The following is a 15,761-nucleotide window of genomic DNA, read 5'->3' as shown; positions in this document are numbered from 1 at the left end:
GCGTCACCACAGGATTGAAGCATGCTAACAGACGCAAATCAGACTACAGCAACGCTGGCCGGTGAACTTGAAGCGCTGGCGTGCCGCCTACTGGCGATCCAGTTGCACAAACTGGGGCTACATCGCAACGAGGATTTGCGGCGCCTTGCGCCGCAGCACGGTAACGCCACGCCGGATTACCTCTATCTCTGGCTAGACGAAAGCCTAAAGTATGTGGCTGGCGTTCAGGTTGGCGACCCCGACTCGTTATGGCAGCAATGGCACGAGCGGCTAGCGAGTTGGCGTCAGGAGAGTGACTTGGCAGCCAGGGCGCAGTTGCTTGACGCTTGTCTGAAGAACCTGCCATCTATACTGACTGGCGAGAAGCCGGCGACCAGCGTCATGTTTCCTGGTGGCTCGATGGCGCTGGTGGAAGGGGTGTACAAAAACAACAGGATCTCCGATTACTTCAATCGGGTCCTGATCGAAGCGGCGCTGGCCTATATCGAAAGCCGTCCTAAGGATGCCGAGCCGTTGCGAATTCTTGAGATCGGTGCCGGCACTGGCGGTACTACGGCAGGGCTACTGGCTGCGCTGGCGCCATGGCGGGCGCATATCGACGAATATTGCTATACCGATCTGTCCCATGCCTTTCTACAGCATGGCGCCCATGAATTTGGCCGGGATCACCCATTTTTACAAACTCGGCTGTTCGATGTTTCCCGTCCTTGCGGGGAGCAGGGGATCGCTACAGACCATTATCATCTGGTGGTGGCGACCAATGTGCTGCATGCCACGCCGGAGATCCGCCAGACGTTGCGCAACGCCAAGGCTGCTTTGCGCAAAGGTGGCGTGTTGTTGCTCAACGAAATCAGTGAAGCATCGTTGTTTACTCACCTGAGCTTCGGCCTGCTAGAAGGTTGGTGGCTCTATCAGGATGGTGCATTGCGTATTCCCGGCTGCCCTGGATTGTCGCCCGCTGGCTGGCAGGCGGTGCTGGAGCAGGAGGGGCTGAGTCCGGTTCTGTTTCCCGCCCAGCAGGCCCATGGCCTAGGCCAGCAAATCATCGTTGCCCAGAGTGACGGTATCGTGCGTCAAACTATCGCAAAGACGGAGCGACCGAGCGCGCGGCCGTCCATCGCCAGCCAGCGTGATGACGATCCCAGCCCGATGCAGGATGGCGTAGCGTCAGGCAGTTGGCGGCGGCGGGTGAGCGATTACCTGCGACAACTGGTGGCGTCAACGCTGAAGATTCCGGCAGACAAGATGAGCCTATCTCGTCCGCTGGAGGACTACGGTCTAGACTCGATCTTGGTGGTTCGGCTGACCAATGCTTTCAATGAGCACTTCGAAGCCATTGACAGTGCGTTGTTCTTTGAAATGCCGACTCTGGCGGCGCTGACTGACTATTTTATTCAGCATCGGAAAGACGAGCTTGAAGCTTTGTTGGGACAGCCCAACGTTGAACTGAACAAGGGGGCAGCCGCCGTTGTACAGTTCGTGTCGCAGGCTAAATCCCACCCGGCGCCGGAGGTCAATGGCACACCCGATATCGATCACGTCCCGGCACCGATCGAATGTGTTGGGCAGGACAGCCGAAACAAGATCGCTATTATCGGTCTCGATGGCCGTTATCCTGGTGCAGAGTCGATGGCGGCATTTTGGCGTAACCTGGCCGGCGGCCATTGCGCGATCGACGAAATTCCAGCTGAGCGTTGGGACTGGCGCCGTTATTTTGATCCAGAGAAGGGAAAGGCCGAGCACATTTACACCCGCTGGGGTGGCTTTCTAAAGGGCGTTGATCAGTTTGACCCGGCGTTTTTCCGGATCTCCCGCCGTGAAGCTGAGCGGATGGATCCGCAAGAGCGGCTTTTCCTTGAAGTGGCCTACCACAGTATCGAAGATGCGGGCTACAACCCGGCAACGTTGTATCGACAGGGTGAGGTTGGGGTCTTTGTCGGGGTGATGAACGGCAGCTATAACCCGATGAGCAACTATTGGTCGATTGCCAATCGGGTGTCCTATCAACTGAATCTCCAGGGACCGAGCTTTGTGGTCGACAGCGCCTGCTCGTCATCACTGACAGCGATCCATCTGGCGATTGAAAGCCTGGCGAACGGCAGCTGCGAGGTGGCGATTGCAGGTGGCGTCAACTTGATCGTCAATCCGCACCACTACGTCAACCTGTGCGAGATGATGATGCTGTCGCCAGGCGAACGATGCAGTGCCTTTGGCGGTGACGCCGACGGCTTCGTGGATAGTGAAGGGGTGGGCGCGGTCGTGCTCAAGCCGCTGGACAAGGCGATTGCCGATGGTGACCAGATCTATGGGGTGATTCGTGGCAGCGCGATTAATGCCGGCGGCAAGACCAACGGCTATACCGTGCCCAGCGCCGGCGCCCAGCAGCGTGTATTAGAAAAAGCGCTGTCGCGCTCGGCGCTCGACGCCAGCCGAATTAGTTATATCGAGGCTCATGGCACCGGTACCGCACTGGGCGATCCGATTGAGATCAGCGGCTTGAGTCGAGCCTTTGACAAGCGTAATGGCGCGGCCAGTCAGGGTTGTGCCATTGGCTCAGTCAAGAGCAATATTGGCCACTGTGAAAGCGCAGCGGGTATCGCTGGGTTAAGCAAGGTGCTGCTGCAATTCAAGCATCGCCAACTGGTGCCGTCGTTGCACGCCGAGCAGCTTAATCCCAAAATTCAGTTTGAAGGCACGCCCTTTCGGGTGCAGCAACAGTTGTCGCCGTGGCCAGCCAACGGCGACACGCGGATCGCGGCAATTTCCTCGTTTGGGGCGGGCGGTGCGAACGCCTCACTGATTGTCGAGGAATATATTGGCGCGGTAGATCAACGACCCGCCGCAGCCGGTCCCTGGTTGATCCTGCTGTCGGCTCGCGATCAGCAGCGCCTGACTGAGTCGGTGTCCCGCTTGCAGGCTTACCTTGACAGTGAAGACGCTCATCTGATTGAGATAGCCGATCTGGCCTTTACGCTACAAGTGGGGCGAGAAGCGATGGACGTGCGGCTGGCGCTCATCGTTGACACCCTTCCAGCTTTGCAACGCCGTCTGGCACAGTGGCTCACTGGCGAGCCGATCGACGATGTGTTCCACGGCCATGTCGATCCGTTTGACGAGTCGCTCGAGGCGCAGTGGTCCGACGCTGAATCGCAAAAGCAAATCGGCCGTTGGCTGGAGCAACGTGAGTTGGCCGAACTGGCGGCGTTGTGGGTGCGTGGCGGCGCAATCGACTGGAATCGGCTCTATCTTGATCGAGCGTATCGGCAGCCCATGCGGGTGAGCTTGCCAGGGTATCCGTTCGCCAAAAACCGTTACTGGATGCCGTCGCTAGCGCATCCCACTCCGTGTCACGACGGGGCCGACGCTCAAGGGGCAGACGCATTGCCGTTGCTTGAGCGTGAGGTGCTGGCCGACAGCGATTTATCCCATTGTTGCTATCTGCCGCGCTGGCAGCCGCAAGCAGCGGCCGAGCGGGCCACGTTGGTAGGCCCTGGGGCGATTGTGCTAGTGGCGGCGGAGCAACGCGGCGCGGCGACCGGGCTGCTGCTCGAGGCACTGGCTGAACATTATCGCGATAGTCGCACGGTGGTGCAGATCGACTGCGGTACGGGCGCCACTGCCGAGTTGACGGTGGGTCGCTGGCGTTGCGGCCACGAGGATCCGCAAGGTTTTGCGCGGATCCTCGCGGCGGTTGGCAAGGTGGCGCAGATTATCGTGATCGGTGCGCAAGCTCAGCGCGATGTCACGCCGCTGAGTCTAACCGATAGCGTGCAACACAACGAATTGCCACTGCTCAGATTGTTTAAGGCATTGCAGCAGCATTTAGCTGCCAGCGCGTGGATAGATTGTTTCTTGCTGTCGCTAGACCGTTACGCTTTTGCCGGTGAGCAGCGAGTAGGCAATCCGCTCGGAGCGGGCATGGCCGGGCTGGGTTATGCGATGGCCCAGAGCGATCACCGGGTGCAACTGCGCAACCTAGATATCTGCTCCGTGGAGTTAGACACGCGAGACAGTCGGCAGCGGTTGCTGGCGCAAATCTTCGCTGAACCCGCTTCAGAGCGGGGGGAGCTAATCAAGCTCAGCCGAGGCGAGCGCTTTGTTCAACAGCTGACGCCATTGGCCTTGCCAGTAAGCGGTGACAGCCGTTCAGCGCTAAAGCGGCAGGGGGTCTACGTCATCCTGGGCGGCAGCGGTGTCATCGGTCAGGTGATCAGTCGCCAACTGATCGAGCATTATCAGGCGAGCGTGATCTGGCTGGGGCGCAAGGCCGCTGACAGCCGCGAGGTGCAGCAAAGTGTGTCGGCGGCCCCTTTCCGTGGTCGAGTCGACTATATCCAGGCCGACGCGACGGATCTGGCGCAGTTGCAGCAGGCAGTGGCGCAGATCAAACAACGCTATGGGCGGATCAATGGCGCGCTATTCTCCGGCATGGTCTTTGACTTTGAAAACAGCATCCAACAGACCTCGGAAGCGCAATTTAGGCAAATTCTCGAAGTTAAGAGCCGCGGCAGCATCCATTTTTATCAGGCGTTTGCCGAGCAGCCACTCGATTTCCTCTGTTATTTCTCTTCCGGCCAGGGTTTTGCGTTCTCCGGTGCGGCCAAATTGTCGGCTTATGCGTGCGGCATTACCTTTGCCGATGCCTTTGCCGACGCGATCCGCCCGGCGGCGGCTTTCCCGGTCGGCGTAATCAACTGGGGGTTTTGGCGCGCGTCGCTACAACCGCAGGCGATCAGCCAACACATGGATGCGCTTGACGATGACGAAGGGTTTGCCTGCTTCAGCCGCTTTGTCGCCAACCTGGCTGGCGGCTCGCTGCCTCGATTGTTGTGTATCAAGGCTTCGACGGCGGTGCGTCAGTTGATGGCCGTGCCGCAGGGGCGGCAATACAAGCTGAACCCTCTTGCCGTGCCAGCGCAGCCAGCGCAGAGCGTCGAATTGGAGCCCGCCGAGCTTGCCAGGCTGCAGCACATCTTTGATCCTCGAATACTGGATCAGTCGATCGCCGTATTGCTGTTGATCCAGTTACAAACGCTCGGGATTTTCACCGCATCAGGTCAGCAAAGTGCTGAAGCTTGGCGACAGCAAGCAGGGATCAGCGACAGGTATCGCCGCTGGTGGCAGGAATGCTTGGCGATTCTAGTAGAACATGGCTATCTACAGCAGCAGGGCGAGACCTTTGGCCTGGCGGTACACATTGCCCAAGAGCGCCATGCAGCGATCTGGGCTGCTTGGCGGGAGCAGCGTGATCGCTATTTGGAAGACCGCGATCGCCAAGCTCAAGTGGTCTTGATCGATGATTGCCTGCAACAGCTGCCGCACATTCTCGTTGGACAGATTCAGCCCACGGATCTGTTGTTCCCCGACGGCTCGATGGCCAAGGTCGAGGGGATCTACAAACAGAATACGTTGTCGGATTTTTTCAACGATCAATTAGCGGCCGTGGTGACCGATTATGCGCGCCGCCGGCTCGAGGCGGAGCCCCAGCGGCCGGTGCGAATCCTTGAAATCGGCGCTGGCACGGGTGGCTCCACTGCAAAGCTGCTGCCCGCGCTGCAGCCGTTGGCTGGGCAAATCGGTGAATATTGCTATACCGATCTCTCCCGGGCGTTTTTACAGCATGGCGAGCGCTGTTTCGCGGCTGACCACCCCTATTTCACCACCCGGATTCTGGATATCAGCCAGGCTTTTGACGATAGCAACCCTGCCGCTATCGGCTATGACATCGTTATTGCCACCAACGTGCTGCATGCAACAGCCAATATGCGTCGCACGCTAGCCCACGCCAAGGCGATGCTACGCGGTGGTGGTCTGCTGGCGTTGAACGAGCTTAACCGCAAGACGACCGCAGCGACCGTGACCTTCGGCCTTCTCGACGGCTGGTGGCTGTATGAGGACGAACCACTTCGGATCCCCGGTTCACCGTTACTGGCCGATGACAGCTGGACTGCGCTGCTGTGCAGTGAAGGCTTCAAGCAGGTCAGTCTGCGAATCGACCACGGGGTTACGCTAGGCCAACAAATCATCACCGCCCATAGTGACGGGTTAGTCCTGCAACACATCGGACAACCCTCCCCAGCCGCGTCGGCACGCCAACCGGAAAACGACTTAATGTTAAACGAGCACCATGCAAGCAAGGCCGGACAATGCGAAGATATGACCGGTAAACTGCAACAATTGATCATCGATTCGTTAGCCAAGACGCTTAAGGCTGACGCACAGAGCATCGCGCTACGCACGCCGTTTTCTGACTATGGCGTGGATTCGATCCTTGGGGTGGGCTTTGTCAAGCATTTGAGCCAGCAACTGGGAATCAAGCTCAATAGTGCGATCCTGTTTGAGCAGGCCACGGTGGCGAAGCTGCGGGACTATTTGCACACCACGTATGGCGAGCAAATCAAACAGGCACTGGCTGAACCGATTGACGCTCGTCCTGCTACGGCCGTAGCGAACGATACCTTGACGACCCAGCCGCCGGCAGTTGCCGCTGCGGCAGCGACAGCGACGATGAGCCCAGTCATGGCCGTTGCGCTGGGTGGCGCAGGCCGGCCGACGGCTATCGACGCAGCCCCAAGCGGCCAGTCGTTAGCGAGCACGGCCGCTAGCGGGCGGATTGCGGTGATCGGCATGTCTGGACAGTTCCCTGGCGCTGATCATGTCGATGAGCTGTGGGATAACTTGCTGGCCGGGCACAATAGCGTGCAAGCGCTGCCGGAGCATTATCTCGATCCCCGTGCCTACAGTGCCGATAAGCAACCCGGCAAGAGTTACTGCAAATGGGCAGGGATACTGAAGAACCGTGACTGCTTCGATCCCCTGTTTTTCAACCTCACGCCTCATGAAGCGGAGTCGATGACGCCGCACCAGCGGCTGGTGATGCAGGAAAGCTGGAAGGCGCTTGAGGATGCCGGTTATAACCCAATGACGCTGGCGGGTCGTGCGATCAGCGTCTACGTCGGCGCGGAGCCCGGTGGCTATCACCACGACTCCTTTACGGGTGGCTCCGAGGCGATCGTGGCTTCTCGACTGTCTTACTTCCTCGACCTGAAAGGGCCGGCGATGGTCGTCAACACCGGTTGCTCCTCGTCTGCCGTGGCGATCCACCAGGCTTGCGAAAGCTTGCGTCATGCAGAAAGCAATATGGCGTTAGCCGGCGGTGTGTACGCGCTGCTGGATCAGCAGGGATTGATCAGCCTGTCAGCGATCGATATGCTCAGCCCCAGCGGCCAATGTCACGCGTTCGATGCGGCAGCCGATGGCACGGTGATCTCCGAAGGTGTCGGCATGGTGGTGCTAAAAAGGCTGGAGGATGCCGAGGCCGACGGCGATCCGATCTATGGTGTCATTGAAGCGTCGGCGGTGAACCAGGACGGGGCCAGCAACGGCATTACCGCGCCAAACGGTGACGCCCAGGAGCAGTTGATCCGCGATACCTATCGTAAGTTCGCCATCGACCCATCGCAGATCAGCTATGTCGAGGCCCATGGCACCGGCACTCGGCTCGGCGATCCGGTCGAAGCCAACGCATTGATCCGCGCGTTCCGTCAGTTCACCGATGCCCAAGGCTATTGTGTGTTGGGCAGTGCCAAAGCTAACCTCGGCCATGCGGCCGCGGGTGCCGGGGTCATCGGCTTAATCAAGATTCTACTGTCGATGCGGCATCGCAAACTGCCGGTGATGCCCGGCTTCGAACGGCTCAACCCGTTGATTGAATTGGAGGGCTCGCCGTTTTATATCAACCGTCAAGCGATTGATTGGCAGCCAACAGGCGGCGAACGGCTGCTGTCGGCGCTGAATGCTTTTGGCCATAGTGGCACCAACGCCCACTTGGTCATCGGTGACTACCCAGCAAGACAAGCCGTTGACCCGCGCCTGGCGCCACCGACAGTCAGCCGGATTTTTCCATTGTCAGCTAAAACCGCTGAAAGCTTGCAGGACAATGCCCGGGCGCTGGCGCGTTGGCTAGACAAAAGCGCGTCGTCGCAGCCGGGGCTGCTGGCCAATATGGCCTTTACCTTACAGACGGCTAGAGAGCCTATGCGGGTGCGGGCAGCGGTGGTGGCCGACAATTTTTCGCAGCTGCAAGCCCAGCTGGCACGGCTGGCCAACGGCAACTCATCCGTATGGTTGGACGACGAAGCTGGGCGACTGGCCACTGAATGGGTTGGCGGCGCCGAGATTGACTGGGCGACGCGGTGGCCGGCCGGATCGGCAAGGCGTCTGAACTTGCCGAGTTACCAGTTTGCCAAGGAGCGTTACTGGGTCGATCAAACCGCACGGTCGGTCATCGCTGAGCGCAGCGCTATTGCAGCACCGAATGCTGCGAGCGAATCAACGGGCGATGACTTGCCGCAGTCTGCTACGGGTTTGTTCCTCGCACGGCCTGTTTGGCAGGAGCCTGTTGGCGGAAACGCTCAGGCTCATGATGGAGCCGTCCAGCGCTTGCTGTTTTTGATCGGGTTTAGCCGTGAGCAGGTGGCGCAATGGCAAGCGCTGTCTACCGCTGTAGAAGGTGCGCTCAGCTGTGAGGTCCTGGCTTCTAACAAGAGCACGCCGGCAGCGCGTTACCAGGAGCTGGCGATTGCACTGTTACTGCGTCTACAAAAATTGAGTGGCCGGGTGCACGTCGAATTGGCCATTGCCGAGCACGAGGCGGACAGTTTGCTTTACGCGGGGCTCGATGGCCTACTGAAAACGGCTTGCCTGGAGCTGTCTACGCTCAGTGCGCGTTGCCTGTTGGTCGAGGTTGAGGCCGGCCAGCCATTGTCCGCATTACAACTGAGTGAGCTAACGGCGATGCTCTCTGAGACGCACCGCAGCGGCAGTTCGGTATTGCAACGAAGCGGCGCGGACGGTGGCCGCCTGGAGCTGCAATGGCAGGAGCTGGCTGACGATGTCGCTGCGGGCCAACCGATAAACAGGCATGGCGCGACCGCAGGCTGGAAAGATCGAGGCGTCTACCTGATTACTGGCGGTGCGGGTGGCTTGGGGCTGATTTTCGCTCAGGCGATCGCTGAGCAGTGTCGCGAGGCCACTGTCATCCTGATCGGCCGCTCGGCGCTTAACCACCAGCAGCAGGCGCGTCTGCAGCAAGTGCGCGACGCTGGCGCCCAAGTGAGCTACTACCGGGTCGATTTGACCGATGCCGAAGCACTTGAGCAGCTAATGGATGAGATCTGCGCCAAACATGGCGGCCTCAACGGCGTGCTACATAGTGCAGGTGTCAATAGGGATCGGCTACTCGCACGCAAGTCTGCCCAGGATATGGCCGAGGTATTTGCCGCCAAGGTCATCGGCACCGAACTGCTGGATCGGGCTTGCCGTCGGCTTTACCTCGACTTTTTTGTCTTGTTTTCATCGTGCTCGGCTGTGCTGGGCAGTGTGGGGCAGGCTGACTACGCCGCGGCCAATGCATTCATGGACCACTTTGCCAGCCTGCGCAACAGGCGGGTGGAGCAGGGCCAGCGATTTGGCCATACGATGTCAATCAATTACCCGCTGTGGCGGGACGGTGGCATGCAAATCAGCGCTGCCGATCGGGTAGACATTCGCCGCAAGACCGGGATGGCGCCGATGCAGTCGGTCCATGGCGTCAACGCATTGCAACTGGGACTGAATGCCGCTCTGGAACGGCTATTAATCATTGAGGGTGATCTGTCGCAGATCCGCGGTCATTTCACCGCCGCGTCAGGCGCTGAAGAGCTGGCCGCGGTGCTGGCTGCGGCGGGCAGCGGTGCGCCAGACGCGGTGACGTTGGCCGATGCCACGGTGGATCGTGAGCGGCTGGCCGCCGCCACGCTTGAGCGACTGAAGGCAGTGTTCTGTGAAGTCACCAAGCTGCCGCCCGCGCGCGTCGAGACCGACGCGCCGCTGGAGCAGTATGGCATCGACTCGATTATGATCACCCGGCTCAACAAGGCGCTGGAAGACGCTTTCTCCCGGTTGACGTCGCTGCAGCCGGCGGAACGCCAACTGTCCAAAACGCTGTTTTTTGAATATCACAGCTTGGACAAGTTGACCGGCTATTTGGTGGAGCGGCATCATCGCGCTTGTTTGTTGTGGAGCGGCTTGGTCGAAGTGGAAAGCGACGGGCAAGTCCAGAGTCAGGCGTTGAGCGAACGCGAACCAGGGGGCGCTAAGCTGGACGAACGCGAACCGGGGGGCGCTAAGCGGGAAACGACGCTGGCTGAACATAGGGTAATGGCTGCTGAGCCGGTGGTGGATGCTGCGGTTGAGCCCATCGCGGTGATCGGCATGAGCGGTCGCTATCCTCAAGCCGCCAACCTCGACGAGTATTGGCGCAACCTCAAGGAGGGACGCGACTGCATCAGCGAAATTCCGGCGAATCGTTGGTCGCTGCAGGACTTTTATGTTGACTCAGTGCAGCAGGCGCTGAAGCAGGGCCGTAGCTACAGTAAGTGGGGTGGCTTTGTTGAAGGGTTTGCCGAGTTCGATCCGCTGTTCTTCAATATCTCGCCTCGTGAGGCAGTCAACATGGACCCGCAAGAACGGCTGTTCTTGCAATCCTGCTGGCAGGCGCTGGAAGACGCTGGCATCACCAAGGCGACGCTGGCGGGGCACTACCAAGGCAATGTCGGTGTCTTTGCCGGGATCACCAAAACCGGATACAGCCTCTATGGGCCGGCGTTGCGAGAACAAGGTCATCTGATATTCCCGCGCACTTCGTTTAGCTCAACAGCCAACCGGGTCTCCTATGTCCTAGGCCTAAATGGGCCGAGCGAACCGGTGGATACCATGTGCTCATCGTCTTTGACCGCGCTGCACCGGGCCTGCGAAAGCCTGCGTCGCGGTGAGTGCCGAATGGCGTTTGCCGGTGGCGTCAACCTCTATTTGCATCCGTCCAACTATGTCGAGCTATGTGCCGGCCAAATGCTGTCGAAAGACGGTTGCTGCCGCAGCTTTGGAGAAGGCGGTAATGGCTTTGTACCCGGCGAGGGTGTCGGCGTTGTGTTGTTGAAACCACTGTCGCAGGCATTAGCGGATAGGGACAACATCCATGCCGTCATCCGTGCCACGGCGGTCAACCATGGTGGCAAAACCAACGGTTACACCGTGCCCAATCCCCAAGCTCAAGCCAAAGTGATTCGCCTGGCAATCGAGCAAGCCGGGCTGCACGCAAGCCAGATTAGCTATATCGAGGCCCATGGCACGGGCACGGAACTCGGCGATCCGATCGAGGTGAGCGGGCTGAGCCAAGCTTTTGCGATGGACGGCGTCGATCTGGGCCGTTGCGCGCTGGGCTCGGTGAAATCGAATATTGGCCATTTAGAAGGCGCGGCCGGCATCGCCGGGGTCAGCAAAGTGATCCTGCAGCTCAAGCACAAGCAGATCGCGCCAAGCCTGCATGCCGCCAAGCTGAATCCCAACTTGACATTGGACGCCACGCCGTTTTACTTGCAGCAGACGTTGGGCGACTGGCAGCCAGCAGCGGAAGGACCGCGCATTGCCGGTGTCTCTTCCTTTGGCGCTGGTGGCGCGAATGCGCATGTGTTGCTGCAGGAGCACAACGAATACCGAGCACTGCCAAATCAGCGTGGCGCTGAGGTGATTCTTTTGTCGGCCCGCGACGGCGAGCGCCTGCGCGACTATGCCAAGGCGCTGCTGGCTTATGTTGAAGCTTGGCCGTCTATGTCGGGTGCTGACTTGGCCAACCTGGCCTATACGCTGCAAACCGGCCGCGAGATGATGGCGACACGGCTCGGCCTGGTGGCTGAGACGCCTATTGCGCTAGCGATGAAGCTGCAAACGTTTATTGACAGCGGCGGCCAGGCCGGTGACGGCATCTATGTAGGCGACGTCAAGCGCGAACGGTGGGTTGCGCAAGCCGATGAGGATTGGGCACCGGTTATCCGCCACTGTGCTGCTAGCGGTAAGTTCGACAAGCTGCTGCAATTATGGGTGGACGGCGAGGTGATCGACTGGTCACTGCTGCATGCTGAGCGCCCGGGCCCGCAGCCATACCGGATTAGCGTGCCGGTCTACCCGTTTGCCCGCGAGACCTTCTGGCTGCCGGTTAGCGAGTCCCCTGTCCGCGCGCGTATCGCCAGTGACGACCGTGCAGTTGCCGAGATCCCCCCCGTCCCGTCCCGTCCCGCAAGCGCGATGGAGACGGCGGCTGCGTCGGTGGCGTCAACCGTCTGTGATCGACTGAGCTATGTATCGCGCTGGCAGGCCGAGGGGCGACACGATCAGCCGCTGATCAGCGAGCACCGCTGCGTCTTGATTGTCGCCTGTGCGTCGGCCGCGCTCGCTGCCGAAGCGATTGCAAGTCAGTACCTCGCCAGCGCAGATTTTGTGAACGGCGCCGGCAAAGTCATTCGCGTAGAGCCGGGGCAGCTCAACCGCTTAGTGGCCGCGGATCACTGGTCGTTGGATGCGGCAGATCCGCAAGCACTGGATTGTTGTCTCGGTGGCTATCCAGCGATCGACTGCTTTTATTTTATTGGCAGCTCAGGCGAGCCAACCGATTGGCAGGCGCTGCTCGATAGCCCGCGATACAATGAGATTTTATTGCTCCGGTTGATCAAGTGGCTCAAGCAGCAGGGTGGTCGCCAAACGATTGACAGCTATATCATTAGCCAAAATAACTTTGCCATTGCTGATGAGCCAGTCAACGCCTTTGGCGGCGGTTTGACCGGCATGGCCTATGCCATTGCTCAAGGCGAGCATCGGTTCCGAGTGCGTCATATCGATGTGGACAGTCGCGAGCTGGCCAACAGCCGGCGCCTGCCGCAATGGGTGCGCCAGTTGCAAAGCGAGCGCGGGCTGGCGCGCGGTGACGTACTGTGCTTGCGCGCAGGCCAGCGCTATTGCCGCCGCATCTTTAACTTGGCTTGGCAGGCCCCGCAGCCGGTGCAGGCCAACACAGATTTTGTCACCCCGGCGCTCAAGCGCGGCGGCGTTTACGTGATCCTTGGCGGTAGCGGTACAGTGGGCGGGATCATCAGCCGCTACCTGCTTGCCGACTACCAAGCCAACGTGATTTGGCTGGGACGCAGTGGGGCGCACGATCCCAAGGTGCGACGGCGACTGGATCGCTGCTTGAGCAGCGTTGGTGGTGCGATCGATCCAGCGCAGTTGACGTACCTGCAAGCGGACGCCAACGATCTGGCATCGCTGCAACGCGCTGTCGCGCAGATCAAGCAGCGTCACCGCACGATCAACGGAGCGATTTTCTCTGGTGTGGTTTTCAACCATGAAGATGCCCTGACCCGGATGCCAGAGGCGCAGTTCCACGAGATCCTGGACGTGAAAAGCCGTGGTGGCATTGCGTTCTACCGGGCGTTTGCCAATGAGCCGCTGGATTTCATGTGCTACTTCTCGTCGGGGCAGAGCTTTGCCTTCTCCGGCGCAGCTAAATTGGGCGCCTATGCTGCCGGGATCACCTTCTGTGACAGCCTGGTGCGCAGCTTGCGGCACCAGGCCGCTTTCCCGGTAGGCGCAATCAACTGGGGATTTTGGCTTTCGTCGCTCGCGGAGCAGCAGGCGGTTGACCCGTCGGCGCAACCGATGAGCCGCCACGCCGGTGCATTGGAGGATCGCGACGGCTTTGAATGTTTCGCTCGCTTTGTTCAGGCACTGAGTCGGGGCCAACTTGATCATGTTATCTGCATGGCGGCTTCGGCACCCGTGCAGCAGCTAATGCAATTGCAACCAGAGCCCATTGTGCTCGCAGACGGCGGTGACGCCAGGCCTATCGATGGCTTTGAGCGCTACCGCGTTGCCGCTGCACCGCTGCTGGCTGCCCATGACCCCCTGCCGTTCGACGAGGCGATGGCCGGCATGACGTTTGTTCAGCTGTGCCGCATGGGACTGTTTGGACAGCCGGGATGCTTCGAAGACAGCGAAGTGATGCGCCATCAGGCTGGCATTGGCGACAACTATAGTCGCTGGTGGTCAACCTGTATTGAGCTGCTGCAACAGCATGGCCTGGTGATGCGCCGTGGCGCGCAGATTGGCGCCACGGACCAGGCGTGCGCTCAGCGATCACAGCTGGCTGAGCGCTGGCGCCAACTCAGCGGCGAGTTGAAGGCTTCCGCTCAGCGCAGGGCCCAGGTTGAACTGGTTGACGCCTGCTTGCAGCAGCTGCCGGCGATACTCAGTGGCCGGGTCCAGGCAACCGATGTCATTTTCCCCAAGTCCTCGATGGAGAAGGTCGAAGGGGTCTATCGCAACAATGCGTTGTCTGACTACTTCAATCAGGTGGTGGCTGGCGTGGTTCAGCAGCACATCGAAGCGCTACTGGCCAAGGATCCCCAATGCCGGATTCGAATCCTAGAGATCGGTGCTGGCACCGGGGGCACCACGTCAATCGTGCTGCCGGCGCTACAACCCTGGCGTGAGCATATCGCCGAATACTGCTATACCGATATGTCCAAGGCATTTTTGATGTATGCCAAAAAAACATACGGTCCGGCTCATCCTTTCCTTACTTATCAATTGTGGAATGTCGAGCAGTCGCCGGAGAGTCAGGGGTTGACGCCAGGTCGCTACGATATTGTGATCGCGGCCAACGTGCTGCATGCCACTGGCAGAATTCGCCGCACCCTAAGTCACGCCAACGCGGTATTACGTCGCGGCGGGATCTTAGTGATGAACGAGATCAGCGACAGATCGCTGTTCTCCCACCTCACTTTCGGCTTGCTCAAGGGCTGGTGGCTGTACGAAGATCCTGAGTTGAGAATTCCTGGCACGCCGGCGCTCTATCCGCAAAGCTGGGCCAGCGTGCTGGGCGAAACGGGGTTCGGCGACGTTGCTTTTCCGGCGCAGTGCGCTCATTGCCTCGGCCAGCAGATTATCGTCGCTCACAGCGATGGTCAGGCGTGTGCGGCGCCAGCGGATCGCCCAGCACAGGAGCACAGCAGTCCTGACATTCAGGCAAGCTGCGCTCAGGCGCGCAGCGCTGGCGGGGCTGGAAACGGCGACAGCCGCGATGCACTGACCGCGGTGGCGCTTAACGGCTTGGCCAAAACGCTGCAATTGGAGCCAGAGCGGATCATGGCGGATCAGCCGTTTGCCGATTACGGTATCGATTCCATTCTTGGCGTCAGCTTTGTCGGCGATCTAGGCGAAGCGCTCGGTATAGAGCTGAATACCGCCTTGCTATTCGACTATCCGACGCTGGACAGTCTGGTGGACTACCTGCTGGGCCAATACCCGGCGGAAAGTGCCCAGCTGGCCGGCGGGCAGCCGGGCGAGGTTGAATCTGCCCATGGCCTTGAGTCGGCGCACGTGCCTGATCCGGTGGCTACCGCTCAGGTGAATGGCGCCTCCCAAGAAGCCGCCGCCGCGCTGGTCGTGCAAGGGCTGGTTAGCGCGTTGCAGCTTGACGCGGCGCAGATCGATAACGAGCAGCCGTTTTCTGATTACGGCCTTGACTCGATTCTCGGCGCGAGCTTTGTTGACCACCTAGGTGGAGCACTCGGCATTGAGCTGAGCGCGGCGATCCTGTTTGACTATCCCACTGTGACGACGTTATCCGCGTACCTGCTCGATCATCATCGTGCAGAGGTGGCCAGTTGGCGCAATGGCGGCAATCCAGCCGGCTCGGCAGCGAATGGTGCGCCCCAGTCATACCGTCAGGCTGAGCCACCGTATCCGCGCGACAGTCAACTCGAAGAACAATTTCTAGCCGGTGAATTATCCATCGATTCTTTGCTTAATTTAGTAAGTATTGGTACCGTAGAACGTGACGCTGTTGAAAACCGCTGTACAGCGTAGGCACTTGCCGGGAAACGACA

At 59.8% G+C, this 15,761-nt stretch carries 1 protein-coding gene; it reads left to right on the top strand.

Going from position 1 to position 15,761, the window contains the following annotated elements; genetic code table 11:
* Window positions 1–21: 21 nt before the first annotated feature.
* Window positions 22–15,741: an SDR family NAD(P)-dependent oxidoreductase gene (locus tag IHE30_RS06680; RefSeq protein WP_337689599.1), complete on the top strand. Its 15,720-nt coding sequence runs from the start codon at window positions 22–24 to the stop codon at window positions 15,739–15,741.
* Window positions 15,742–15,761 lie beyond the last annotated feature (20 nt).

Source organism: Mycetohabitans sp. B46 (genome assembly GCF_037389205.1).
Lineage (GTDB): Bacteria > Pseudomonadota > Gammaproteobacteria > Burkholderiales > Burkholderiaceae > Mycetohabitans.
Note: the sequence above shows the minus strand (reverse complement) of the source record. Positions and strands in the feature narration are given on the sequence as shown.